This is a genomic window from Actinacidiphila epipremni, assembly GCF_012034175.1.
Classification (GTDB): domain Bacteria; phylum Actinomycetota; class Actinomycetes; order Streptomycetales; family Streptomycetaceae; genus Actinacidiphila; species Actinacidiphila epipremni.
Genome location: NZ_JAATEJ010000035.1, coordinates 1 through 25,795, shown reverse-complemented (window position 1 = coordinate 25,795; position 25,795 = coordinate 1). Strand labels below are relative to the sequence as shown.

Here is a 25,795-nt window from a genome sequence, read left to right as displayed (position 1 = left end):
GCTACGCCTACCGGGGCCCTGGTCGCAGGCCCGGGGTGCAGTCGTCGCGTACATCACACCCGCGAGGTGGTTTCGGCGCCCGGCATGGCGGGAAATTGGACTCTTCTGCAGGTTGTCCGGCCACAGCCCGGCCGAAAGCCGCCGCCGCGCCCCCCCGCGTGGCGACCGGCGGCGCGACGCGGTGAGCGCCGTGAATGCCGTGAACGCGGTGAACGCGGTGAACGACGCGTGAACCAGGGGCGACCGACGCCACCCTAGGTCAACGCGCGTCCCGCAGTAATACCCGGAAGGGTGACGTGGATCCGGCACCCCCGCGGCGATTCGGCCACCTCGATCCGCCCGCCGTGCAGATCCACCGCCCAGCGCGCGATGGCCAGGCCCAGGCCCGTACCGCCGTCGCCGCCCGGGTGGGAGCCGCGGTGGAAGCGCTCGAAGACCCGCACCCGGTCGGCCTCCGGGATGCCCGGGCCCTCGTCGACCACGTCCAGCTCCAGCGAGCCCGGGCCCGCCCCGGCCCTGGCCCGTACCGTCACCCGGCCGCCCGGCGGGCTGTGCTTGACGGCGTTGTCCACCAGGTTCGCCACCACCTGGTGCAGCCGCTCCCCGTCGGCGTACGCCGTCAGGTCCGGCGGCGAGACGTCCAGGTGCAGCGGCACGTCCGCGCGGGCCCGCGGGCGCGCGCCGCGCCCGGTGCCCATGCCCAGGCTCGCGGTCTTCAGCGCCGCCGACAGATACGGCCACACCTCGAACCGCTTGGCGTCCAGCCGCACCGCGCCGCTGTCCAGCCGCGACAGGTCCAGCAGCTGGCTGACCAGCTTGCCCAGCCGCTCGGTCTGCTGGAGCGCGACCCGCATCGTCTCGGGGTCGGCGGCCGACACCCCGTCCACGACGTTCTCCAGCACCGCGCGCAGCGCCGCGATGGGGGTGCGCAGCTCATGTGAGACGTTCGCCACGAGTTCCTTGCGGTGCCGGTCGGCGGCGGCCAGGTCCGCAGCCATCCGGTTGAACGTCCCGGCCAGCTCGCCGACCTCGTCCCGCCGCTTGCGCGCCACCCGGCGGCTGTAGTCGCCGCCGGCCATGGCCCGGGCGACCGCCGTCATCTCCCGCAGCGGCGCGGTCAGGCCGTCCGCGACGATCTGGGTGATCAGCAGCGAGGCGATGATCGAGAAGATCGTGATGACCCGCAGCTCGGTCGCCGAGTGGATCGCCAGGATCACCAGGCCGGTCGTGATCAGCACCGACACCAGCACCAGCAGCGCCAGCGCGGCCTTGATCGAGCGGTACGGGTCCCACGGCCGCAGCGCCGCCCACACCTTCCGCCACCAGCGCCCCACCATGACCTGTCCTTCCCCGCCGGCCCCCGCCGGCCCCCGCCGGCCCCCGCCCGCCCCGCTGCGTGCCCTTGCCCCGGCTCACGCCGAGGGCGTCTCCAGCGCGTAGCCCACGCCGTGCACGGTACGGATCCGGTCCGCGCCGATCTTGCGGCGCAGCGCCTTGACGTGGCTGTCGACGGTACGGGTGCCGGACGCGTCGGCCCAGTCCCACACCTCGGCGAGCAGCTGCTCGCGCGAGAGCACCGCCTTGGGCTGCTGCGCCAGGCACACCAGCAGCTCGAACTCGGTCGGGGTGAGGTGGACGTCCGCGCCGCCGACCCGCACCCGGCGCTGGGCGTGGTCGATCTCCAGGTCGCCGAGCTGGATGACGGCCCCGCGCGGGCTCTGCGCCGCCGACGTCGCCCGCTCCACCCGGCGCAGCAGCACATGCACCCGGGCGGCGAGCTCCCGCATCGAGAAGGGCTTGGTCATGTAGTCGTCGGCCCCGACGCCCAGGCCCACCAGCAGGTCGGTCTCCTCGTCCCGCGCGGTGAGCATCAGCACCGGCACCGGCCGGTCGGCCTGCACCCTGCGGCACACCTCGTGGCCGTCGTAGCCGGGCAGCATCACGTCCAGCACCAGCAGGTCAGGCTGCCAGGAGCGGGCCGCCTCCACCGCCGCGGGCCCGTCGCCGGCGGTGCGCACCAGGAAGCCCTCGGCCTGCAGGCGCGCCGCGACGGCCTGCGTTATCGTCTGGTCGTCCTCGACCACCAGCACCCGGCGCTGCGCGCCCGTCGTCTGCGTGCCGTCCACATCCGCCCCATAAGTTCGTCCCGGCTACCCGGCAGCGTACGGGGCGGGCCGCGGGCGTGACCATCACGCCCGAGCCGCCCTAATGGTCCGTCGTTCGGTTGTCCGCCCGGTGCGCCAGGTGCACCACATCCGGAACCCCACGGGCGACCGGGATCTCCAGGGTGCGCACCCCTTCGAACCCCGCCGACCGCAGCGCGTCCTCGAACGCGGCCGACGGCTGCGCCGACCACACCGCAAGGACGCCGCCCGGCGCGAGCCGGTTCCGGCAGGCGTCGAGGCCGCTGGGACTGTAGAGACTGCCGTTGTTCTCCGTGACTGTCCAGTCCGGCCCGTTGTCGATGTCCAGGCACAGCGCGTCGTACGGAGCGCCGGGGCCGCGCAGGTGGGCGAGCAGGTCGTCGACGACGAGCGTGACCCGCGGGTCGTCCAGCGCGCCGGCCGAGTACGCGCCGAGCGGCCCCTCGCGGTGCCACCCCACGACCGCCGCCTCCCGCTCCACGACCGCGATCCGCCCCCACCCCGTCGCCGCGGCCCTGGCCAGCGAGAACCCGACCCCGAGCCCGCCCAGCAGCACACTGGGCCCGCCCCCGCCGCGCCCGCGGCCCGCCAGCGCCTCCAGCGCCGCGTCCACCAGCAGCCGCTCGGAGCGGCCGTCGGAGGTGTCCATGAGGAAGCACCCGTTGGCGATGATCTCGTACGCCCCCGGCCCGCCACCCCCACCCCGCCGCCGCAGCACCAGCTCACCGGCCACACCCTCGCGGCGGTCCAGGACGGTCGGGCTCTCGTCGTGCAGCATCCGCCCAGCCTAGGGGGCTTGCGCGGCCTCCAGTCCCGCCAGGGCCGGTGGCAGCGGGGACAGGTGGAGGACGCCGAGGCGCTGGGTGGCGCGGGTCAGGGCCACGTAGAGCTCCGCCGCGCCGCGCGGGCCCGCCGCGAGGATGCGCTCCGGCGCCACCACCAGCACCGCGTCGAACTCCAGGCCCTTGGTGCGGGCCGGTGGCACCGCGCCCGGCACGTCCGGCGGGCCGATCACCACGCTGGTGCCCTCGCGCCCGGCCTCCGCCGCCTCGAACGCTGCGACCGCGGCCGGCAGCTCGTCCGCGGTGACCCGCCGGGCCCACGGCCGCACCCCGCAGGCCCGTACCGACTCCGGTGGGCGCACGCCCGGGGCGAAGTCCGCCAGCAGCGCGCCCGCGACGGCCATGATCTCGGCCGGCGTGCGGTAGTTGACGGTCAGCGACCGGTAGAGCCAGCGACCGGGCACGTAACGCTCCAGCACCGCCTCCCACGAGCGCGCGCCCGCCGCCGACCGGCGCTGCGCGAGGTCGCCGACGATCGTGAAGGACTTCGCCGGGCAGCGCCGCATCAGCACCCGCCAGTCCATCTCCGACAGCTCCTGCGCCTCGTCCACCACCACATGGCGGTAGGTCCAGTCGCGGTCGGCGGCGGCGCGCTCGGCCAGCTCCCGGGTGTCGGTCTCGACGAACCGCACCGCCAGGTCCTCGGCGTGCAGCAGGTCCTGGGCGAGCAGGTGGTCCTCGTCGTCCATCAGGTCGTCGCGCCGGTCCAGGCCCATGATGTCCAGTACGCCGTGCGCGTACTCCGCCTCCTCCCGGCGGGCCTGCTCCGCCGCCCGCCGCTCGGCGCGCTCCCGCGCGGGGTCGCGGCCGAGCAGGTCGACCAGCTCGTCCAGCAGCGGCACGTCCGACACCGTCCAGGCATCACCGCGCCCGCGCCCCAGCGCCGGGTCCGCGCCCGCCGCGCGCAGCCGATCGGCCGACTCGTACAGCCCGCCCAGCAGCTCCTCGGGCGTCAGCACCGGCCACAGCCCGTCCAGGGCGGCGGTGAAGGCGTCGTCGTCCAGCAGCTCCTTGCGCAGGTCGCCGTGCAGCTGCTCCCGCATCGCGCGGTCGGACCGGTCCAGCCAGCCCCTGCCGACCTTGGAGACCGCGCGCTCGGTCAGCGCCCACGTGACGACCTCCCGGAAGACCTCCCGGGCCTCGTTGTGCGGCCGGCCGCTCTCCCGCGCCTCCTGCCGCGCCCAGTCCGCGACCTGCGCGTCCAGATGCACGGTCACCCCGCCGAGCGTGACGGGCAGCGGGGCGTCCGGCACCCGCTGCCGGTCGGCGACCGCGCCGGCCAGCACCTCCAGCACCGGCAGCGAGCCCTTGAGCCGGGCCACCGCCGGGTCGTCCTCCTCCGCGGTGACGGCCAGGCCCGGCACCAGGCCGCCGGTGGTGGTGAAGACCACGTCGGACTCGCCGAGCGAGGGCAGCACCCGCCCGATGTGCTCAAGGAACGCCGGGTTCGGCCCCACCACCAGCACGCCCTGCCGCTCCATCACCGCGCGCTGCGTGTAGAGCAGATACGCCACCCGGTGCAGCGCCACCACCGTCTTGCCGGTGCCCGGGCCGCCCTCGATGACCAGCACGCCCGGGTGGTCCAGCCGGATGATCCGGTCCTGCTCGGCCTGGATCGTCGCGACGATGTCCCGCATGCCGGGCCCGCGCGGCGCGTTCACCGCGGCGAGCAGCGCCGCGTCCCCGCTCCCGGCGCCCGCCTCGCCCGCGTGCCGGCCCAGCAGCTCGTCGGTGAAGCCGGTGACCTCCCGGCCGCGGGTGCGGAACTGCCGCCTGCGCCGCATGCCCTCCGGGCTCGCGGCGGTCGCGACGTAGAAGGGCCGGGCGGCGGGCGCCCGCCAGTCCAGCAGCAGCGGCTCGTGCTCCGCCCCCTCGTCGAACACCCCGATCCGCCCGACGTACACCCGCCCGCCGTCCTCCGCGTCCAGCCGCCCGAAGCACAGCCCGCTGTCCGCGACGTCCAGCCGCCGCATCTCCCGCCCCAACCGCCGTACGGCGACGTCCCGCTCCACCGCGGTCCCGCCGTGCTCGCGCAGCGCGGCGGCGTACTCCCGCTCGGCCCGCCCGCGCCGCGCGTCCAGCCGGGCGTACAGCCCGCCGACGTACTCCCGCTCGGCGCGCAATTCCCCGTCGTACCCCTCGTACCCCTCGTAGCCCTCGTAGCCGTCGTACCCCTGAGCTGCCACAGGCTCCCCGTCTCCCCCGGCTTCCCGCCGTTCACCGCGGCCGAATCCGGCCACGGCGGACGATTCTGCGACAAGGCGGGGGCCTTGCCGCAAGGCCCCCACTCCGCTATACGTTGAGAGTGGCGGAGGACGGTTCTCCGCCTTTCGCATGCCCGGGGCCTTTACGCCGCCGGGGGCCGCGGCGCCTTGGGGCCGTGGGCGGCGCGGTAGACGGGGACGAGCCAGGGGCCGAGGTCGTCGAGGAGGGCGGCGAGGGCCGCGGGGTCGGCGGTGGGGGCGCTCGCCCAGCCGGCGGCCCGGCGCATCGCGGCTCCTCTTTCGGGGTAGTACCCGGCGAACGCCTCGGCCTGCGCGTCCAGGGAGCTGGTCCAGCCGCCCCAGCGGGGCATCACGAGCGTGAAGCCGGTGCGCACGACGCGGCGGGCGGCCACCCGGCACAGGGCCCGGAGCTCGGCGTCGGTGCGGGCGGAGGCGCGGCGGGCCTGCCAGCCGGGCAGGGCGAGGGCGAGATCGCCGTTCGTCTCGCGGGCCAGCAGGGTGTCCGGGCGGTAGCGGGGGAGGCGGGCCGCGAGGTCGGGGCCGAGCAGGGGCGTGCACAGGCACGCGACGAAGAAGCCGAGGTCGTGGCGCTCCAGCTCACTGAGCAGCGTGGCGGCGTCGAAGAGCAGCACGCCGACGCCGTCGACGACCGGGAAGTCGCGGTCCAGCGCCGCCTCCAGGCCGCCGGCGGCCTCGCGGTCGGCGGGCGCGGGCGCCTCCCGCAGCACGACCAGCAGGTCCAGGTCCGAGCGCCCCACCCGCGCCGTCCCGCGCGGGACGCTGCCGTAGACGTACGCGCTGTGCAGCCGCCCGCCCCAGGCGGCCCCGATCCGGGTCCGCGCCGCCTCGACCACGGCGGCGAACTCCGGCTGGACGCGGGCGAGGGAGCCCTCGCGCAGGATCGTCCCGTCGGGCGCGAGTCCGACGCCGGCGCCGGGGCTGCGGTGTTCCATACCGGGACGTTACGCAGGAGGGGCGTGGGACGGCGACCGCAATTCCCGCAGGTGGTGCGGAGGAGGCGGCCGAGGAGCCCAACTACGCGTTCTTCCGCGCCGGTTCGGCAGGCAGGGGGTGTCGCGGCGGGTTACTGTGGGCTCCGGTGTGACTGCCGTGAGTCCCGGGCGGTCGGCGCTCTGGCACGGGGGGTGTGGTGTGATCGATCCGCTGTCGGTGGCGGCCGTGACGACGTTCCTGGGCTCGGTGACCAGCAGTGTCGCCAGCGAGTCCGGGCGGCGGCTGTGCGACGCCGTGGGCGTCATGGTCGCGCGGGCCACCGGGCGCCCGGTGCCGGCCCCGGACGACGCGGCCGAGCGGGAGGCCGCGGCCAGGCTGCTGGTCGAGGCGGCGCTCGCCGACCCCGGGCAGTCCCGCGCCCTCGGCGCGCTCATGGCCGAGGCGCAGGGCCGGCTGCTCACCGCCGACCGCCTGCCGCCCCGGCTGCTCCCGGCGCCCACCCGGCACTTCACCGACCGCAAGGGACCGCTGCGGCTGCTCAAGCGCGAGGCCACCCGTACGGCGGACGGCCGGCCCCGGGTCGCCCTGGTCCACGGGCCCGAGGCCATCGGCACCAGCCAGCTCGTCTACTTCTGGGGCGCCAGGGAGGCCGGCCGCTACCGCGACGGCATGCTCCACGCCGACCTCGGCGGCACCGGCTCGGCCGGCACCGCGATGACCGCGAGCGCCGTCCTCGGCCGGTTCCTCACCGCCCTGGGCGTCGCCGACCAGCACCTGCCCGCCACGCTGGAGGAGCGCGCGGCCCGCTACCGCGCGCTGACCGCCGAGCGCGAGCTGCTGGTCGTGCTGGACCACGCGCGGTCCGCCGCGCAGGTGCTGCCGCTGCTCACCGCAGCCGCCGGGGTCTTCACGGTGGTCGTCGCGCGCCGCCCGCTCACCGGCCTCGACGCCGCGCCGGTGCCCGTCGGGCCGCTGGGCGACCGGGACGCCAGGCACCTGCTGGTCAACGTGGCCGGCAAGGAGGCGGTGTCCGCCGCGCGCGCCCGCGTCCCGGCGACGCTGCGGCAGTGCGCCGGCTCGCCCTTCGCGCTGCGGCTCGCCGCCGCCGACCTGCTCGCGCCCGCCGGCCCGGCCGCGGGCGGCGGCGACCCCGTACGGGCCGTGGTGGAGCGGCAGTACGTCGGGCTGCCGCCGCAGGCCGCCCGGGTCTTCCGGCTCACCGCGCTGCGGCCCTGGGAGTCCGTGGGCGCCCGGCTGGCCGCCGCCGCGTCGGGACTCGCCGAGGACGAGGCGGGGCAGGCGCTGCACCTGCTCGCCGAGCGGCGGCTGCTGGAGGCCGCCGGGGACGGGACCGGGGAGCGCTACCGCTTCCGCCCCGCCGTCCGCGACTACGCCGCCGAGGCCGCGCTGCGCGAGGACGGCCAGGCGGCCTGCCACACCGCGGTCCTGCGCTGCGCCGACGCCCTGCTGCGCTTCGCCGTGCCCGCCGACTTCGCCGCCCTCGACAAGCGCTGGCACCTCGGACCGCGCTACGCCGAGCTGGGCCGCGGCCCCTACGCCACGCCCGGCGACGCGGTCGCCGCGCTGCTGGGCGAGGTCGGCAACCTGGTGGAGGCGGCGCTCGCGGCCGAGGAGTTCGGCGCCGACGACACCGCCTGCCAGCTCGTCGAATCGCTCTACGCCGTGCAGTTGAAGGCCGGCCGGCACGAGCAGCTGCTGCCCGCGCTGCGCGCCGGGCGTACGGCGGCCGACCGGCACGCCCCGGACTCCGCCATGGCCGGCCGGATGCACACCCAGCTCGCGATGGCGCTGATGAAGCTCGCCGACAACGCCGCCGCCGACGCCGAACTCACCGCCGCCCGCGCCGCGGACGAGCGGGCCGGCCACCTGCGCGGCCAGGCGACGGCGAGCGAGGTCCTCGGCCTGCTGCGGCTCAACCAGTGGCGCTGGCAGGAGGCCCTGGAGTGCTTCGAGGCCGCCGAGCAGCTGCTGGCCGCCATCGCCCCCGGCGAGGCCGGCCACGCCGACGTCCCCCGGGGCCTGGCCCTGCTCAAGCGGCACCGCGGGCGCGCGCTGCGCGGGCTGCTGCGGCCCGACGAGGCGTGGCCGCTGCTCGCCGAGGCGCTGGCCTTCTTCGAGGGCATCGGCGAGGCGTACAACGCGGCCCGGGCCCGTACCGACATGGCCGACGTCCGCATCGACCAGCGGCGCCACGACGACGCGCTAGCCCTCATCGCCGAGGCCGACCGCACGCTGCGCGCGGAACACGCGGCGGAGGCGCTGGAGGAGCTGGACTTCCTGCGCCGCCGCATCGACGCCGAGCGGCCGTGAGCGGACGGTGTGCGCGGCCGTACCCGTCCTGACGACGAAGCTCCGCACCCCGCCGCCCAGGGCGAAGTACGCCGAGGCCGCGGCGGCCGGGTCGAGCCCCGGGCAGGCCAGCTCCACCGCCGCCGCCCGGCCGCGCAGCCGTACGACGCAGGTCGCGGGGCCGGTGACGTAGGCCGCCAGGCCGCACCCGGGGTGCCGGGCCAGCACCTCGGCGGCCCACCGCTCCGGCGGCCCGAGCCGCGGGTCGGCGGGTGAGCCGTGCCGCACGATCACGTCGGCGGTCGCCAGCGCCCCGGGGTCGAGGGTGTCCTCGTCCACGGCCAGGTGCCCGGCCCCCGGCCCGCCCCGGTCCGGCGCGACCGCCCCGTACCGGCGCAGCAGCACGCTCCCGTCGCGCGCCCGCCCGGTGACCACCCGCAGCGGCGCGGTGCGTACGGCCGGCTCGTACGGGGGCAGCGGCAGCGGATCGAGCAGCGCGGCGCCAGCGGGCTCCGGGAGGCCGATCAGCTCGTAGAACAGCGCCCGCAGCAGCTCCGCGGCCCGCCCGGGGTCGGACGTCGTCAGCCCGGCGGGCCCGGCCGGCGGTGCGGCGGGGCGCTCCAGCTGCGGGAGCAGGGGCGCGTACGGGTCGAGCCGCGGGGCGGACCGTACGAAGGCGGCGACGGGCGAGTCCGGGGCGAGCGCTCCGGTGCCCGCGGCCCCGAGCAGGACCGGTGTGCCGAGGGCGGCGGCGTAGTAGGTGACGGAGCCGAAGTCGCCCAGGACGACCTCCGCGGCCAGCAGCGCCTGCCGCCAGCCCTCCAGCGGATCGACCAGCACCAGGCCGGACCGCACGGCCCGGTCCAGCCACAGCCGGACCTGGCCGGGGCCGTGGCCGGCCCAGATGTTGGGGTGCAGCACGGCCGCGACCCGGTATTCGTCCGCGGGCAGCTCGGCGGCGAGCTTCGGCAGCAGCAGCGGCAGCACGTCTTCCGCGCCGCCGTCGCCGAAGAGGGAGGCCGGATTCCACGTCGAGTTCAGCAGCACCAGCCGCTGCCCGGGCCGTACGCCGAGGGCCCGGCGGAAGCGCTCCCGGTACGGGCGGGCGGCCAGCAGCCGGTCGAAGCAGGGGTCACCGCCGAGGACCGCGGCATCCGCCGCCTCGGGGCACGCCGCCCGCAGCCGGTCCGCCTGCTCGGGGTGCGACAGCACGAGCGCGTCCACGAACGGCTCGCCCTTCGCGTCGAGCAGCCACTCGCGCGACAGCCCGAAGACCGGCTCCCGGCTCCCGGCTCCCGGCTCCCGGCTCCCGGCTCCCGGCTCCCGGCTCCCGGCTCCCGGCTCCCGGCTCCCGGCTCCCGGCTCCGCCAGCTTCTTATTATATCCGACACCGTGTGACAATACGGCCAACTTACCGCGAATACCGTCCAGTTGCCCCCCGAAGCTCGCCGACAGCGCCAGGTCCACCTCAAGCCCGAGCGCCTGCTCCCACGGCACCACCGGCAGCCCCACCGCCGCGAAGAGCTCCGCCACCCCGCCGTCGAAGGGCGACGTCCCCGGCCACGTCACCAGCAGCTGCACCCGCAGGTCGTCCCGGAAGAGCGGGACGACGTCGAGGAGCCGGGTCGCCGAGGTGACGTTGTGGACGACCAGCAGCACGCGCCGGCAGGCGCCCCGCGCCGCCCACCGGCGGGCCTGCGCGCCCACCGGCACGCGCAGCCATCGGCTGGGCTGTTCCACCGGACTCCTCTCGTCGGCGGCGCGGATCGGGACGGTCCAACCTATCCGGCCGCCCCCGGGCCCCCGCCGGGCGGTGATCGCTCAGGGCGAACGCCGCCCCGGGAACACCCGCGGAGCGCCGCGCATTGAGTGGGGTGTACTCAACTTGTTTGCCCAAGGAGCGATCATGGCGTTTGAGTCCCTCCCTCCCAACCCCCTGACTCTGCCGGTCCTCCCGCTGGACGGCGAGGTCGTGCTGCCCGGCATGGTCGTGCCGCTCGACCTCACCGACTCCGAGGTGCGGGCCGCCGTGGAGGCGGCGCAGTCCGCGCATCCGGCGGGGGCGCCCGGCAAGCCGCGGGTGCTGCTCGTGCCGCGGATCGACGGGAAGTACGCCGCCGTCGGCACGCTGGGGACGGTGGAGCAGGTCGGGCGGTTGTCCGACGGCGATCCCGGCGCGGTGATCCGCGGCCGTACCCGGGTGCGGATCGGCGCCGGGACGACCGGGCCCGGTGCCGCCCTGTGGGTCGAGGGCACCGTGATAGAGGAGCCCGCGCCCGCCGAGTCGCCCGGCGCGGTGGCCGAGCTGATGAAGGAGTACAAGGCGCTGGCCACCAGCTGGCTGCGCAAGCGCGGCGCCTGGCAGGTCGTGGACCGCGTCCAGCAGATCGACGACGTGGGCCAGCTCGCCGACAACTCCGGCTACAGCCCCTTCCTGACCACCGAGCAGCGCGTGGAGCTGCTGGAGACCACCGACCCGGTCGCCCGCCTCAAGCTCGCCACGCAGTGGCTGCGCGACCACCTGGCCGAGCAGGACGTGGCCGAGACGATCCGCAAGGACGTCCAGGAGGGCATGGAGAAGCAGCAGCGCGAGTTCCTGCTGCGCCAGCAGCTGGAGGCCGTCCGCAAGGAGCTGGCCGAGCTCAACGGCGATCCGGAGGACGAGGCGGACGACTACCGTGCCCGCGTGGAGTCCGCCGACCTGCCGGACAACGTCCGGGAGGCCGCCCTGAAGGAGGTCGAGAAGCTGGAGCGCTCCTCGGACGCCTCCCCCGAGGGCAGCTGGATCCGCACCTGGCTGGACACCGTCCTGGAGCTGCCGTGGAAGGTCCGCACCGAGGACGTCTACGACGTCGCGGGCGCCCGCGCGGTGCTGGACGCCGACCACGCGGGCCTGGACGACGTGAAGGAGCGCATCACCGAGTATCTGGCGGTGCGCAAGCGCCGGGCCGACCGCGGCCTCGGCGTGGTCGGGGGCCGCCGCGGCGGCGCGGTGCTGGCGCTGGTCGGCCCGCCCGGCGTCGGCAAGACCTCGCTCGGCGAGTCCGTGGCCCGCGCGATGGGCCGCGAGTTCGTCCGGGTCGCGCTCGGCGGCGTGCGGGACGAGGCGGAGATCCGCGGCCACCGGCGTACGTACGTCGGCGCGCTGCCCGGCCGTATCGTGCGGGCGATCAAGGAAGCCGGCTCGATGAACCCGGTCGTGCTGCTGGACGAGGTCGACAAGGTCGGCTCCGACTACCGGGGCGACCCGGCCGCCGCGCTGCTGGAGGTGCTGGACCCGGCGCAGAACCACACCTTCCGGGACCACTACCTGGAGGTGGAGCTGGATCTGTCCGACGTGGTCTTCCTGGCCACCGCCAACGTCCTGGAGGCCATCCCCGAGCCGCTGCTGGACCGTATGGAGCTGGTGCGGCTGGACGGGTACACCGAGGACGAGAAGGTCGTCATCGCCCGTGACCACCTGCTGCCCCGGCAGCTGGAGCGCGCGGGGCTGGACGCGGACGAGGTGCGCCTGGAGGAGGAGGCGTTCCGCAGGCTCGCCGGCGAGTACACCCGCGAGGCGGGCGTGCGGAACCTGGAGCGCACGGTCGCCCGCATCCTGCGGAAGATCGCCGCGCGGCACGAGCTGGGCGACCAGGAGCTGCCCTTCACCGTCGGCCCGGACGACCTGCGCGCGCTCATCGGCCGGCCGCACCATGTGCCGGAGTCCGCGCAGGACCCGCAGGAGCGGCGCACCGCGGTGCCGGGTGTCGCGACGGGCCTGGCGGTGACCGGCGCGGGCGGTGACGTGCTCTACATCGAGGCGTCGCTGGCCGACCCGGAGACCGGCGGCTCGGGGCTGCAGCTCACCGGCCAGCTGGGTGACGTGATGAAGGAGTCCGCGCAGATCGCGCTGTCCTTCCTGCGCTCGCACGGCGCCGAGCTGGAGCTGCCGGTCGGCGACCTGAAGGACCGCGGCGTGCACATCCACGTGCCCGCGGGCGCGGTCCCCAAGGACGGGCCGAGCGCCGGCGTCACGATGACGACCGCGCTGGCGTCGCTGCTGTCCGGGCGCAGGGTGCGCACCGACGTGGCGATGACCGGTGAGGTGTCGCTGACCGGGCGGGTGCTGCCGATCGGCGGGGTCAAGCAGAAGCTGCTGGCCGCGCACCGCGCCGGGATCACCACCGTGGTGATCCCCAAGCGGAACGAGCCGGACCTGGACGACGTGCCGGCCGAGATCCTGGACGCCCTGGACGTCCACCCGGTCGCCGACGTCCGCCAGGTGCTGGCGCTGGCCCTGGAGCCGGCCGGCAGCGCGGCGGCCCCGCAGGAGCCGGAGGTCCCGCTGGCCGCCTGACGGCCCGTGGCAAGCCGGTGCGCCCGCACGCAGCAGGGCGGCCCCTTCCCCCGTACGAGGGAAAGGGGCCGCCCTGTTTCATGCGCCGGGGAATCAGCCCTTGGCGTAGGCCTTGACCCGGTCCAGGGCGCCGTTGAAGCGGTCCTGGTCACCGGGGAAGGTGCCCGAGTCGGCCCACTGCCAGAAGGTCTGGTAGCCCCAGCCGGCCGGCAGGGTGCCGACGGAGGAGGAGTAGCGGGCGATCCAGAGCGCGTTGTTGGCGGCGAAGGCACCGCTGTTGCCCGTGCAGGTGCTCCACCAGTTGGTGGAGGTGTAGATCGTCGGGTAACGGCCGGTCTTCGCGTGGTATTCGTTCGAGAACGACTGGATCCAGCTCACCATCGCGCTCGCGCTCTTGCCGTAGCAGGTGGCGCCGTACGGGTTGTACTCCATGTCCAGCGCGCCCGGCAGCGTCTTGCCGTCCGCCGACCAGCCGCCGCCGTGCTTCACGAAGTAGTCGGCCTGCGCCGCGCCGGTGGAGACGTCCGGCAGCGCGAAGTGGTAGGAGCCGCGGATCATGCCCACGTTGTAGGAACCGTTGTACTGCTGCGTGAAGTTGGGATTGGTGTACGACGTGCCCTCGGTGGCCTTGACGTAAGCGAACTTCGCGCCGTTGGACCAGGCGCCCGACCAGTTGACATTGCCCTGGTAACTGGAGACGTCCATGCCCGGCGTCTGGGTGACGTTCGGGGAGACGACGATCTTGGAGTCGCCGGCGGAGTCGGCACCCTCGTGGATCTTGATCTGCGATCCCAGCCAGTCCAGCTCGGGATGGGTCATATGGCCGGAATCCGCCGCACGGGCCGGACCGGGGGCGGCGAGCGCCGCCGCGAGCATCGTGACGAGGAATCCGGCCAGCAGGGCGAGCCTGGTCCGGACCGAGCCGTTGCCGTGCACGACGGAGAGATCTCCGTGGGACATGCGTGCCTCCAGGTGGGGGACTCGGGCATGACCTTGATTCGGCCATGACAGTGGGACGGTACGTGGGGCCGCTACGCGCGTGGAAGGGGATCCTGTGACCGCCGTTGGTCTACTCCTGCGAAATACTTGACGTGCTGCGGAAACCACCGTGTGTGAAGACAACTTTCAGGCGTTGAAAGCGGGAATGCAGTGACCGACGCGCGCAATGCGGCAGATGCGACGGGAGCGGACTGCTCGACCGACGCCCTGGAACGCGAGCTCACCGTGCTCTTCCGGCGGGCCCGCGCGGCCTCCGGCGAGCTGGCCAGGGCCGTCCACCCGGAGCTGGAGCCGGCCGCCTACGGGCTGCTGGTCCGGCTCCAGGAGGCGGAGCCGGAACGGGCCACCGAGCTCGCGGCCTACTTCGGGGTCGGCAAGGCGACGATGAGCCGCCAGCTACGGGCACTTGAGGACCTCGGACTCGTCGCCCGCGAGCCCGATCCGGCCGACGGCCGGGCCTTCCTGATGCGGCTGACCCCGGAGGGCCGGGACCGCTTCAACGACGTCCGCCGGGCCCGCCGCGCCGCCTACCTGCGCCAGCTCGCCGCCTGGGACCGCGCGGACCTCGCGACGCTGGCCCGGCTGCTGCACGCCCTCAACGAGTCGACCGCCGAAGTCCTCTGACGCCGGACCCCCATCCGGGGGAGCGGGGCCCCCACCCGAGGGAGCCCGGCCCCGGCAGGTCCCGGCCGGCCCCGTGAGGTGCCCGGCCCGGCCTCGCCCGGCGCGGCTAGAGCTCCAGCAGCACCGCCGTCGCGTCGTCGTACGGCTTGCCCCGCGGCACCGCGGTGCCGTCCGGGTCGGCGTCCTCGGCCGCGCGCACCCGGGTCAGCAGCGCCTCGGGGCCCACCTTGCGCAGCAGCGACATCGTCGCCGTCCAGTCGTCCACGCCGAAGACCTCCACCCCGCGCGCGGCCCCGTCGCTGAGCGCGGCGACCGCGCGCAGCGCCGTGAGGGGGGTGCGGCCGGTCACCGCCTTGGCCGAGACCGACGGGTCGGCCGCCGCCGTGAAGAAGCCGCCCGGCAGGTTCCGCAGCGGGGCCACCCGCCGGCCCGCGGCCCGCAGCCGGTCGATCCGGTCGTCCAGCACCGCCGTGACCTGCCCGTCCGGGTCCTCCAGCAGCAGCGCGGAGTCCGACAGCACCAGGTGCTCCAGCTCCCGCCCGTCCCAGCGCACCGTGACCACCGTGGCCTGTGGGGTCAGAGGGTGAGAAAGGTCACATGTGCTCCGGTGGGCATCAGCCGTCACACCGATCGCGGCCGACAGGCACTCCGCGAGGGTGAGATCCGGCCGCGAGACGGACAGTTCGAGCAGCTTCCCGCCCAGCCGCGCGGTGAACCACGCCACCGAGTGCACGCAGTTCCCGTTGTCCGGCGGCGGAGTGACCCCGTCCAGCAGCACCAGCGCCCCGCCATGGCCGCCGGCGGGCATCGCCGCCGCCACGAAGTCCTCGTTGGGCGCCCCCGGCGTCCCCGGCGCGGTCGCCGTCTCGATACGCATACGCACCAGTGTGCCGGGCGCCGCCCCGCGCCCCGGCCCCCGCCCGGCGTGCGCCCCGTACGCGTGCGGGCGGGCATCTTGCCAAAGCCGCGGCGGTCGCGCCAGAGGCACCCGTATGACGGACCGTCGGCCCGGCCGGCCGGCGTCCGTAGGCGGCTTGTCCGGTGTGTCGCCCGTGCGATTCACTCGTTCGAGTGTCCGAGGGAGGGAGGCGTGGCCGCCCTCCCGGCGGGACTGCAAGGGTCGTGTCCAACCCCTGCATATCCCCTGGGGATCCCGCCGGCGATACGTGATTGCGAGCCCGAAGTGCGTAAACGACGTCAAGTGCGTGAGCGGCGGGTCAGGCAGCGGATGCTCGCCGCCCTGCTGGTGTGCGTGGGCACGGTGCTGGCCGCTTCCGCGCCCGGCGTCGCGCTCGGCGTCGGCGACCTGACGGCGGCGCAGCACCGCGCGCACGACGCCCGGTTGGCCCAGCGCACCACCGCCCTGGCCCACGCGCTGGCCGACGAGCGCGACGACGTCGCCGCCCTCGTCGCGGCCGGCACATCCGCGCCCGCGCTGCCCGCGCAGGACCGCACCCGCACCGACCGCGGCCTCGCCGACGTGCTCGCCGCCGGGCCCGGCAAGGAGCTGCGGGCCGCCCTCGGCGCCCTGCCCGGCGTACGCCGGAGCGCGCTCGCCGCGCAGGCCGGCGGGGCGGGCGTCCAGGCCGCCGTGACGGCCTACCAGCCGCTGCTCGACGCGCTCGGCCGCACCGCCGCCGACGACCCCGCCGCGACCGCTCTGACCCGCGCCACCGACGCCGCCACCCGGCAGCGCGGGCTGCTCGCCGGCGCGCTCACCGCGGGCGGCGGGCAGCCCGAGCTGGTGGCCGCCGCCCAGGCCGCCCGGCTCCAGGAGCGCGCCGCGCTCGCCGACTTCCGGGCCGCCGCGGGCCCGGCCCTGCGCGACCGCTACGACACCACCGTCACCGGAGCCGCCGCCACCACCGCCGACCGGGACACCGACGCGCTGCTGGACGCCGCCGAGCTCACCCGCTCCGACCGCGACCTCGGCGCCGCCGCCGTCCGCACCGCGCTCACCGCCCGGATCGACCTGCTCCGCAGCGTCGAGGGCTCCGCCGCCGCCGACCGGGTCGCCGCCGCGGGCCACCACCAGGACCACACCGTGACCGTGCTGGAGCTGCGGCTCGCGCTCGCCGCCGGCTGCCTGCTGCTGCTCGCCGGCGTCCTGGTCGCCCTCACCCGCAGCGTCACCCGGCCGCTCGCCGCGCTCCACCGCTGGGCCCGCTCGCCCGCCGAGAGCGGGCAGGGCGCGCAGATCGTCGGCCAGGACGAATTCGCCGCCGTCGCCCGCCGCGCCAACGCCCTCACCCACGAGGCGCACGCGCTGCGCGCCCGTACCGCCGACCTCGGCAACGAGCTGACGGCGCAACGCGGTACGACCCAGAGCACCCGGGGCGCGCTCGCCGCCGCCGTCGCCGAGAAGGACGCGCTGCGCCGCGCCCACGACGACCTCGTCGCCCATGTCGCCGACCTCGACCGCGAGTTGACCAGCGCGGCGGCCCGCAACGCCGCGCACATGAGCCATGTCAGCCTCTCCTTGCGGACGTTGGGCCTGGTCGAGCGGCAACTGAGCCTCATCGAGGGCATGGAGGAGCAGGAGCAGGACCCCGACCGGCTCGGCACGCTCTTCACCCTCGACCACCTCGCCACCCGGATGCGCCGCACGAGCGAGACGCTGCTCGTCCTCGGCGGCACCGAGCACAGCCACGGCGCGACCGCCTCGCCCGTACCGCTCGTCGACGTCGTACGCGGCGCGATCTCCGAGATCGAGCGGTACGAACGGGTCCGTATCCAGGTGCTGCCCGGCGCCCGGGTCGCCGGGCGGGCCGCGGACGACGTGGCCCACCTGATCGCCGAACTCCTCGACAACGCCACCGGCTTCTCCGCGCCCGAGGCCGAAGTCCTGCTCAGCGGGCAGCTGCTGGACACCGGCGAGGTCGCCCTCGCGATCGAGGACACCGGCATCGGCGTGCCGCCCGAGCGCCTCGGCGAGCTCAACGCGCTGCTGGCCGACCCCGATCCGGCGCCGCCCGGCGCGATCTCCGGCATGGGGCTGTACGTGGTCTCCCGGCTCGCCCGGCGGCACGGCGTCAAGGTCGCGCTGCACCCGCTGCCCTCGGGGGGTACGCAGGCGGTGGTGCTGCTGCCGGGCCTGATCGTGCCGCCCGTCGCCCCGGACGAGCCGCCCGTCACCCCGCTGGAGACGCCGTACGCGGGCGCGGCGGGCGACCCGCACCGCCAGCCGCCGGGGGCGTACGCGCAGGCGCCGGGCCCGTACGGGCAGCAGGGCCAGGCCCCGTATCCGCCCACCGACAACCCGCCGCCCCCGCAACCCGCGCCGGCCCCGCACTCTGCGCCGGCGCCCGTCCCGCACCCGGCGCCCGCGTCGGCCCCGCACCCCGCGCCCGCCGCCGTCCCGCACCCCGGGATCCCCGCGCAGGGCGGGCCGTTCACGCCCGCGCCCAGGGCCGTGCCGACGCCCGTGCCCCCGGCGGCGGTCAGCCCGATACCCGCCGCGCCCGGGCCCGGGCCCGCGTCCGCTACCGCCCCGGCCCCCGCGCCCGGTCGCGGCCTGCCCCAGCGGGTGCCGCGGCCCGGCTCCGCGGTGGTGCGGCCCGCGCCGGCCGCGCCCCCGGCGCCCGTCGACCCGGCGGAGCTGCGGCGCCGGCTCGACGGCCTCCAGCGCGGCCTCGCCGCGGGCCGCGCCGACGCCGTACGGGAGCACGAGGGCACGCGCGCCGCGGAGGCCGGCCACGGCGCCGGCGAGCGGGCCAGGGCCCGCGACACGGCGGAGCCGCAGGCGCCGCAGGGGGCCGGCAGCCCCCGCGAGAACGAGAATCCGGCAGGAACCGTCGAGGAGGCGACCCGATGACCGCGGTCGACACGCACACCCGGACCGGGGCCGAGGCCCTCAGCCACGAGGCCCGCAGCTTCCGCTGGTTGCTGCAGAACCTCGTCGAGGAGGTGCACGGCATCCGCTCGGTCGCCGTCGTCTCCTCCGACGGCCTGCTGCTGCTCGGCTCGGAGCCCGACAGCCGCTACGCGCACCCCGCCGACGAGCCGCCGCCCGCCCACCCCGGGCTCGCCGGCAGCCGGATGGACCTGGCCGCGGTGGTCTCCGGGCTCGCCTCGCTCACCGTGGGCGCGGCCCGGCTCATGGACGGCGGGCGGGTACGGCAGACCACCGTCGCGATGGCCGACGGCGTCCTGGTCGTCATGTCGATCAGCGACGGCTCGCTGCTGGGCGTGCACGCCTCCGCCGACTGCGACATGAGCGTGGTGGCGTACCAGATGGCGCTGTTCGTCGGCCGGGCCGGCCACGTCCTGACCCCGGCGCTGCGCAGCGAGCTGCGGCAGTCGTCGGAGCTGGCGGACATGGCAGACATGGCGGACGTGGCAGACGTGCCGGACATGACGCAGGCGTCGCAGCCCCCGGAGTCGTCGGACGGCGGAGGCGCCGTCTGATGGCCGCGACCTCCTGGGAGGCGCTGCGGCCCGTGCCCTCCGCCCTGCCGCCGGTCACCGCGCTGCCGCTGCTGCCGCGGCGCGAACCGCGCGGTCCGTACGGCCCCGGGTCCGACCGCAGGTCAGGCCGGGTGCGCCCGTACGCCTCGACCGGCGCGGGCACGCGATCCGGCCAAGTGAGGGGACCGATGCACGGCGAAGGCACCGACCAGGGAAGAATACGCGTGTACGGTACCGGGCACGGGTCCGGCGGCCCCGACCGCGCGCTGCTCGAAAGGGTGCTCAGTGGACTACGCAGGCTCTGACCGGCCCGACGGCCTGCACGACGGCTGGCCGGACGGGCGCGACGACGCGCCCGGCGCACCGGTCTCCACGAAGATCGTGGTGGCCGGTGGCTTCGGCGTGGGCAAGACCACCTTCGTCGGCTCCGTCTCCGAGATCACCCCGCTGACGACGGAGGCGGTGATGACCAAGGCGAGCGAGGGCCTGGACGACCTCGCCGCCACGCCCGACAAGGTCACCACCACCGTCGCCATGGACTTCGGCCGCATCACGCTGGAGAAGGACCTCGTCCTGTACGTCTTCGGCACGCCCGGCCAGCAGCGCTTCTGGTTCATGTGGGACGACCTGGTGCGCGGCGCGATAGGCGCGATCGTGCTGGCCGACACCCGCAGGCTCGCCGACTGCTTCCCGGCGCTGGACTACTTCGACGGCACCGGGCTGCCGTACACGGTCGCCGTCAACCAGTTCGAGGGCACGGTCGCCTACACGGCGGACGACGTGCGCGAGGCGCTGGCCGTGCCGTCGCACATCCCGGTCCAGATCATCGACGCCCGCAAGCGGGGCAGCGTGGTCGAGGCGCTGCTCGCCCTCGTCGCGCACGCGCTGGCCGAGCAGCCCCTCTGACGACCCCTGACCCCTGCTACTCGCCTTCCGCGGGCGGCTCGGTCGTGAACGTCGGCGACGGCGAGGGAGACGGCGAGGGCGACGGGGACGGCGTGGCAGGGGGCGTCACCGGGGCGGGCGTCACCGGGGCGGTGCCGCCCTGCTTCGGGGGCGCCGGCTTGCCCGTGCCCGCGGGCTTGCCCGGCTTCTGCGCGGGCTTGGGCGCGGTTGCGTTCTTCGGCACCGGACGCGGCTTGTAGTGCGGCAGCGGCTGCGCGCCGAGGTCGGGGCGGACCGCGCCGAGCACCGGGTTCGCGGCGATCGGCGAGATCTTCACGAACGAGCCGGTGTGCGGGGCCTGGATCACCAGCCCGTTGCCGATGTAGATCGCCACATGCGTCGCGCCGGGGAAGTAGATCACCAGGTCGCCGGGCCGCAGCAGCGACAGCGGCACATGCGGCAGCTTGGCCCACTGCTCCTCGGCGGTGCGCGGGATCGGCACCCCGGCGTGCGCCCACGCCTGCGAGGTCAGGCCCGAGCAGTCGAAGGTCGCCGGGCCCTCGGCGCCCCACTCGTAGGGCTTGCCCAGCTGCTGGTAGGCGTAGCCGATGGCCTTGTCGCCGGCCGTGGACGGGGCCCGTAGCGCCGCGTTCCTGCCGAGCGCCTTGGAGTCCATGAACTCCTGCTGCGCCTTGTCCGCGCCCTGCTGCTCCAGCGCCTGGAGCTCGCTGATCTGCACCCCGCTGAGCCCGGCGAGCAGCGCCTCGACCTGCTTCAGGCTCGCCTCGACCTGCGCCTTGTGCGCGGCCTGCTGGTCCTGCGCGACCTGCGCGGCGTCCAGGGCGCGCTGGGCCTGCGCGTTGAGCGTGGTGAGCCGGTCCTGCTGCGCGGTGAGGTTGTCGACCGCCGCCTGCTGGCTGCCGACCGCGCGCTGGGCGAGGTGCAGCTGCCCGAAGAAGTCCTGGAGCGTCTTGCCGGAGAGCATCTGCAGATACGGCGACAGGCCGCCGGTGCGGTAGAGCTGACGGGCCATCAGCCCGATCTGGTCCCGCCCGGCGGCGACCGCGGTGCGGGCCGCGGCGAGCTGCCCGTCCAGCGACCTGGCCTTCGTCCGCTGCTGGTCGGCGGTCTCCTTGGCCTTGTTGTACGCCTCGGTCGCCGACTCCGCCTGCTGGTAGAGCGTCTGGAGCTGGGTCAGCAGCTGGGGGAGCGAGGCGGGGTCGGCGGTCGCGCCGGGCGCGGGCACGGTGGGGAGGGCGGAGCCGTCGATGCCCTCGTCGAGGGCGGAGGGCGGCACTTGCGCGGGCGTCGCAGCGGGTGCGGCGGGTGTGGCGGGGGGCGCCGTGGCCGGTGTCGTGGGCCCCGGCTCCCACGGGCGGGCCGCCGCGGACTGCGCCGCGGGCAGCGAGAGCGCCGCCGCCGCGAGCAGCGTCCCGCACACGACCGCGGCTCGCCGCCAGGACCTGATACTCCGCGCCACCATCCGCTTCGTCCCTCCATATGACGGGTCCTCATGAGCGTGTCACAGGTTGTCATATATTCGATGGCCGGAGCGGGTAATTCCGCCCACATGGGTCATTGCGACGGGTGATCGTTCCCTCCCGCTCTTCGGCTCTTCCCTCTCCCGTCACTCCCAATCCCGTTGTTACCGATGAGTTTCGGTCCGGTGGTGGGGGGCTGGTGCCGTCCGGTGCCGGACATGGGCGTACGGCCCGGTCACCGCCCTCGGGACCGAGCCGTACGCGTCTGGGGGATGCCCCGGGGTGGTCCCGGGGCGTCCGGATCAGCCGAAGTAGCTGTGGAAGTTGTTCGAGAACTCCTGGTTGTTGAACCGGTCCCAGTTGATCGACCAGGTCATCAGGCCGCGCAGCGCGGGCCACTGGCCGTGGGTGGCGTAGCCGCCGCAGTTGGTCTTCTTCGTCAGGCAGTCCAGCGCCTGGTCGACCGCGGCCGGGGCGGTGTAGCCGTTGCCGGCGGTGGTGGAGGCGGGCAGGCCGATGGCCACCTGGGAGGGCGCGAGCGCCGGGAACATGTTGGCGGTGTTGCCGGCCACCGGGAAGCCGGTGAGCAGCATGTCCGTCATCGCGATGTGGAAGTCCGCGCCGCCCATGGTGTGGTACTGGTTGTCCAGGCCCATGATCGGCCCGGAGTTGTAGTCCTGGACGTGCAGCAGCGTCAGGTCGTTGCGCAGTGCGTAGATCACCGGCAGGTACGCGCCGGCCCGCGGGTCCTGGCCGCCGAACGGACCCGAGCCGTAGAACTGGTAGCCGAGCTGGACGAAGAAGGTCTCCGGCGCCATCGTCAGCACGAAGCCGCTGCCGTAACGGGCCTTGAGGGACTTCAGCGCCGAGATGAGGTTGACGATCACCGGGGTCGTCGGGTTCTTGAAGTCGGTGTCGCCGGTGTTGAGCGACAGCGAGTGGCCCTCGAAGTCGATGTCGATGCCGTCCAGGCCCCAGGTGTCGACGATGGAGCTGACGGAGGAGACGAAGGCGTCGCGGGCGGCGGTCGTGGTGAGCTGGACCTCGCCGTTGGCGCCGCCGATCGACAGCAGGACCTTCTTGCCCTTGGCCTGCTTGGCCTTGATCGCGGCCTTGAAGTCGGCGTCGGACTCGACGTTCGGGCACTCCGCGGCCGAGCAGCGGGTGAAGTGGATCTGGCCGGAGGTGGGGGAGCTGGTCTCGCCGAAGGAGAGGTCGATGACGTCCCAGCTGTCGGGGACGTCGGCGAGGCGGGTGTAGCCGGAGCCGTTGGCGAAGGTCTCGTGCAGGTAGCCGACGAGCGCGTGGGCCGGGAGGCCGCCGCCGGTGGGCGGCGAGGTGGGCGGGGTCGTCGGCGGGGTGGTGGGGGGTGTGGTGGGCGGCTTCGTCGGGGGAGTGGTCGGCGGCGTCGTGGGCGGGGTGGTCGGGGGCGTGGTCGGCGGGGTCGTGGTGCCGCCGCCCGGGCCCTGGAGGGATATGTCGTCGGCGAGGTAGGCGGGCTGGCCGTACCAGCCGTGCACGAAGACGCTCGCGCTGGTCTGGCTCGCGCCGGTGGTGAACTGCACGCTCAGCGGTGCGTAACCGCCGCCGGTGCCGGGGGTCCAGGTGCTCGCGCCGCCGTCCACGCCGATGTAGACGTAGGAGCCGTTGACCTGGGCGCTCAGGGTGTACGTGGTGTTGGGCGCGACGCTGACGGTCTGCTTGCACTGGCCGGTCGCGGAGCCGGAGGGCGTGGCCTTGAGGGCGTACGTGCCGCCGTGCGCCTGGCCGGTGACGGCGGCGGCGCCGGCGTCGCAGGTCCAGCCGCTCAGGCTGCCGGCCTCGAAGCCGCCGTTGACCAGGAACTCGCCGGCGCTGGCGGAGGGCGCGAGGGCGACGAGGCCGCCGACGGCCAGGGCGCCGGCGAGGGCGGCGGAGGCCGCGGCGAGGGGTCTTCTCCTGCTGGGCGTGCTGAGCATGGGGGGATGCTCCTTCGCGGTGCGGTGCGGTGCCGTTTTTTTGGGGGCGCGGTGCTTTTGGGCGCGGTGCGGTGCGGTGCGGCGCCGGGGGAGGGCGCGTGAGCTTTACGCGCAGCAAACAGGTTTAGACCAATCGTGTCAATGGTCCGGACCAAATCCTGTGCGGTGCCGCCGCCCGCCGCGGTGCCGGCGCCCTCCGTCGTACGGTCGCCGCCCTCCCGCACGGTCACCCCCGCCGTGCCGTCACCGCCCCCGTACCGTCACCCCCGCCGCGACCAGGGCCACTTGCGGCCCGGCGCCCGCTTGCCCTCCGGGTCGTACCGGAACACCCACGGCGTCCGGTTCTGCCCCTTGACGCCGGCCACCCGGTGGTAGACGTACCGCGTCCCCTCGACCGGCACGACGTACTCCTTCGGCGGCTGGCCCGTCATCCCGACGACCACCTCGATGAGCCGGCCGTCCAGCGGCCCCCCGACGAACTCCGTTTCCTCATGCCTCACGCCCGTACCCTCCCACGCCCTGCGCTGCCCGCGGCCCGCCGACCTGCCGTGCCGCCCGCCGGCGGGCGTGCGCTCGCGCAGGCGGCCACGCAGCGTGAGGCGTTCCTCTACGATGACGGCCATGAGTGCTGGGGGACCCGGCGGCCGGGTGGTCGATGGCCGTTTCGAGCTGCTGGAACGTCTCGGCGGCGGTGGTATGGGCCTGGTGTGGCGGGCCAGGGACACCGCGCTGGACCGCGAGGTCGCGCTCAAGGAGGTCCGCCCGCCGGACCTCGCCGAGGCGGCGGCCGACCCGGAGGGCGCGCGGCTGATGCGCGAGCGGGTGCTGCGCGAGGCGCGGGCGCTGGCCCGGCTCCAGCACCCCAACGTGGTGACCATCCACCACATCGTCGACACCCCCGAACACCCCTATCCCTGGCTGGTGATGGAGCTGGTCAGCGGCGGCAGCCTGGCCGACCGGCTGGCGCGCGGCCCGCTCACCGTGCCGGAGGCGGCATGGATCGGCCGCGGGGTGCTCAGCGCGCTGCGGGCCGCGCACGCGGCGGGCATCCAGCACCGTGACGTCAAGCCCGGCAACGTCCTGCTGCGTACGACCGGTGCCGCCCGGGGCGGCGGGGCGGCGGTGGGCACGCCGGTGCTGACCGACTTCGGCATCGCGGCGGTACGGGACGCGACCGCGCTCACCGCCACCGGCGCGCTGATCGGCTCGCCGGAATACATCGCGCCCGAGCGGATCCGCGGCAAGGAGGGCGACCCGGCCTCCGACCTGTGGTCGCTGGGCATGCTGCTGTACGTCGCGGTCGAGGGCCGCCATCCGCTGCGCCGCTCCACCGCGTTGGCGACGCTGGCGGCGGTGCTGGACGAGCCGCTGCCGGCGCCGGAGCGGTCGGGGGCGCTGGGGCCGCTGCTCTCCGCGCTGCTGGTCAAGGACCCCGGGGCGCGGCCGGACCCGGACCGTATCGACGCGCTGCTGGCGGCGGCGGAGCAAAGCGCCTCGGGCGCCGTTCTTGACGCCCCGCCGTACGCCGGCGAGGCCCCGACCTCGGGTACGTCGTACCCCCTCCCGGCGCCGGAGGGCACTGCCTCGGGCGGCAGCCCGTACCCGGCGCCGCCGTACTTCGGCGCGGGGCAGTCCGGTCAGGCGGCGCAGGGGCAGGGGCAGGGTTATGCGCCGCCGGGTCGGACGCCGGGACCGCACACGCCGCCGCCGCACATCCCGTCGGCGTACGGCCCGCCCTCGTACGGCACGCCGGGAGCCCCAGCGGACCGCCGCCGCCCGGCCGGTCGGCGCCGCGGGGCCGGCCGTATCGCGCTGGCGGTGGTGTCGTCCACGACCACGATCGGCCTGGTGACCTTCGGCGTATGGCAGTTGGTGCCGCACGACGCCGACAAGGGCTCGCACGCGAACAGCTCGACAGGTTCGACGGGTTCGACGACCCGGCCGTCCACCGGCATCGCCGCCCCGCTCGCCCCACCGGACACCCCCTCGGCCACCGCGGACAAGGCCACCGCGCCCCCCGGCACCCTCCTGACCCCGGCCGGCGTGCGTGCCGTCATCGCCGCGATGAAGCCCCACATGAGCGGCACGAAGGTCAAGCAGCTCATCGTCTACACCGACTTCGCGCGAGCCGAGGCCCCCACCCCGACCGACCCGAAGAACCTCGACGCCCTCACCTACCGCGCCGGCACCGTCACCCACGAACCGGACGAAACCCTCGACCCCGACGACGCCCTGGTCAACCTCACCGCCTTCGACTGGGACGTCCTCCCCCAACTCCTGTCCAAGGCCCAGCAAACCCTCAACGTCCCCCACCCCACCTACCGCTACGTCATCGTCGAGCCCGACCTCTTCGACAACACCCCCTCCCTCCTCGTCTACCTCACCGACGACTACGGCGGCGGCTATCTGGAGGCCGATCCCCACGGCAAGGTGAAGAAGACCTACCCCAAGGGCTCCTGACCCCCGCGGACACGGCGGGGCGGCCCCCCCCCCCCCCCCCCCCGCGGCCCCCCCCCCCCCCCCCCCCCCCCCCCCCCCCCCCCCCCCCCCCCCCCCCCCCCCCCCCCCCCCCCCCCCCCCCCCCCCCCCCCCCCCCCCCCCCCCCCCCCCCCCGCCCCCCGCGCGCC

Annotated in this window: 18 protein-coding genes; 7 read left to right on the top strand and 11 right to left on the bottom strand. The window is 75.4% G+C overall.

Features of this window, described 5'->3' with window-relative positions; all coding sequences use genetic code 11:
* Positions 1 to 254: 254 nt before the first annotated feature.
* The 5 genes from HCN08_RS31115 to HCN08_RS31095 form a co-directional block, all read right to left on the bottom strand.
* Entirely contained in the window at positions 255 to 1,337 is a 1,083-nt protein-coding gene (locus HCN08_RS31115) for a HAMP domain-containing sensor histidine kinase (RefSeq protein ID WP_167986654.1), read from the bottom strand.
* A 75-nt stretch (positions 1,338 to 1,412) separates the two neighbouring features.
* Positions 1,413 to 2,126 (bottom strand): response regulator transcription factor, encoded by a 714-nt coding sequence (locus HCN08_RS31110; RefSeq protein ID WP_167986653.1) that lies wholly within the window; start codon positions 2,124 to 2,126, stop codon positions 1,413 to 1,415.
* A 79-nt stretch (positions 2,127 to 2,205) separates the two neighbouring features.
* Positions 2,206 to 2,922: a spermidine synthase family protein gene (locus tag HCN08_RS31105; RefSeq protein WP_167986652.1), complete on the bottom strand. Its 717-nt coding sequence runs from the start codon at positions 2,920 to 2,922 to the stop codon at positions 2,206 to 2,208.
* 9 nt (positions 2,923 to 2,931) lie between these two features.
* A complete protein-coding gene (helR, locus tag HCN08_RS31100) occupies positions 2,932 to 5,172 on the bottom strand; it encodes an RNA polymerase recycling motor ATPase HelR (protein ID WP_322974793.1) in 2,241 nt (746 codons plus the stop codon).
* 161 nt (positions 5,173 to 5,333) lie between these two features.
* A complete protein-coding gene (locus HCN08_RS31095; RefSeq protein WP_167986651.1) occupies positions 5,334 to 6,164 on the bottom strand; it encodes a nucleotidyltransferase domain-containing protein in 831 nt (276 codons plus the stop codon).
* Positions 6,165 to 6,363: 199 nt separating this feature from the next.
* Between HCN08_RS31095 and HCN08_RS31090 the strand changes: the two genes are divergently transcribed.
* Positions 6,364 to 8,496, top strand: a complete 2,133-nt coding sequence (locus HCN08_RS31090; RefSeq protein WP_167986650.1) for a tetratricopeptide repeat protein — start codon at positions 6,364 to 6,366, stop codon at positions 8,494 to 8,496.
* Here HCN08_RS31090 and HCN08_RS31085 read toward each other — a convergent pair.
* Positions 8,389 to 10,215 carry a hypothetical protein gene (locus tag HCN08_RS31085; protein WP_206319456.1) on the bottom strand — a complete coding sequence of 609 codons (1,827 nt, stop codon included), beginning with the start codon at positions 10,213 to 10,215 and terminating at the stop codon, positions 8,389 to 8,391. The two genes, HCN08_RS31090 and HCN08_RS31085, sit on opposite strands and share 108 nt — an antisense overlap.
* 166 nt (positions 10,216 to 10,381) lie before the next feature.
* Between HCN08_RS31085 and lon the strand changes: the two genes are divergently transcribed.
* Entirely contained in the window at positions 10,382 to 12,814 is a 2,433-nt protein-coding gene (gene lon / locus HCN08_RS31080) for an endopeptidase La (RefSeq protein WP_167986649.1), read from the top strand.
* Positions 12,815 to 12,907: 93 nt separating this feature from the next.
* Here lon and HCN08_RS31075 read toward each other — a convergent pair whose 3' ends face one another.
* The gene (locus tag HCN08_RS31075; protein ID WP_240970608.1) at positions 12,908 to 13,774 is read right to left on the bottom strand and encodes a lysozyme; all 867 of its coding nucleotides are present in this window, start codon (positions 13,772 to 13,774) and stop codon (positions 12,908 to 12,910) included.
* Between the two features lie 189 nt (positions 13,775 to 13,963).
* Between HCN08_RS31075 and HCN08_RS31070 the strand changes: the two genes are divergently transcribed.
* Entirely contained in the window at positions 13,964 to 14,437 is a 474-nt protein-coding gene (locus HCN08_RS31070) for a MarR family winged helix-turn-helix transcriptional regulator (protein WP_167986648.1), read from the top strand.
* Positions 14,438 to 14,543: 106 nt separating this feature from the next.
* On the opposite strand, the gene HCN08_RS31065 is transcribed toward HCN08_RS31070, so the two are convergent.
* Entirely contained in the window at positions 14,544 to 15,314 is a 771-nt protein-coding gene (locus HCN08_RS31065) for a protein phosphatase 2C domain-containing protein (protein WP_167986647.1), read from the bottom strand.
* A 324-nt stretch (positions 15,315 to 15,638) separates the two neighbouring features.
* On the opposite strand from HCN08_RS31065, the gene HCN08_RS31060 reads away from it, so the two are divergent.
* The 3 genes from HCN08_RS31060 (at position 15,639) to HCN08_RS31050 (ending at position 19,750) form a co-directional block, all read left to right on the top strand.
* The gene (locus tag HCN08_RS31060) at positions 15,639 to 18,251 is read left to right on the top strand and encodes a sensor histidine kinase (protein ID WP_167986646.1); all 2,613 of its coding nucleotides are present in this window, start codon (positions 15,639 to 15,641) and stop codon (positions 18,249 to 18,251) included.
* Complete coding sequence (locus HCN08_RS31055; protein ID WP_167986645.1) at positions 18,248 to 18,844, top strand: roadblock/LC7 domain-containing protein; 597 nt, start codon at positions 18,248 to 18,250, stop codon at positions 18,842 to 18,844. Before HCN08_RS31060 ends, HCN08_RS31055 begins: the two co-directional genes overlap by 4 nt.
* A 318-nt stretch (positions 18,845 to 19,162) precedes the next feature.
* Entirely contained in the window at positions 19,163 to 19,750 is a 588-nt protein-coding gene (locus HCN08_RS31050) for a GTP-binding protein (protein WP_206319462.1), read from the top strand.
* Between the two features lie 16 nt (positions 19,751 to 19,766).
* On the opposite strand, the gene HCN08_RS31045 is transcribed toward HCN08_RS31050, so the two are convergent.
* The 3 genes from HCN08_RS31045 to HCN08_RS31035 all read right to left on the bottom strand — a co-directional run bounded on the left by HCN08_RS31045 (position 19,767) and on the right by HCN08_RS31035 (position 23,668).
* Positions 19,767 to 21,212 carry a C40 family peptidase gene (locus HCN08_RS31045; RefSeq protein ID WP_167986643.1) on the bottom strand — a complete coding sequence of 482 codons (1,446 nt, stop codon included), beginning with the start codon at positions 21,210 to 21,212 and terminating at the stop codon, positions 19,767 to 19,769.
* A 300-nt stretch (positions 21,213 to 21,512) separates the two neighbouring features.
* On the bottom strand, positions 21,513 to 23,168 hold the full coding sequence (locus HCN08_RS31040; protein ID WP_167986642.1) for a chitinase: 1,656 nt from the start codon (positions 23,166 to 23,168) through the stop codon (positions 21,513 to 21,515).
* A gap of 260 nt (positions 23,169 to 23,428) precedes the next feature.
* The gene (locus HCN08_RS31035) at positions 23,429 to 23,668 is read right to left on the bottom strand and encodes a hypothetical protein (protein ID WP_167986641.1); all 240 of its coding nucleotides are present in this window, start codon (positions 23,666 to 23,668) and stop codon (positions 23,429 to 23,431) included.
* Positions 23,669 to 23,789: 121 nt separating this feature from the next.
* Here HCN08_RS31035 and HCN08_RS31030 point away from each other — a divergent pair, with 121 nt between their 5' ends.
* Positions 23,790 to 25,628, top strand: a complete 1,839-nt coding sequence (locus HCN08_RS31030; protein ID WP_167986640.1) for a serine/threonine-protein kinase — start codon at positions 23,790 to 23,792, stop codon at positions 25,626 to 25,628.
* The last annotated feature ends 167 nt before the right edge of the window (positions 25,629 to 25,795 follow it).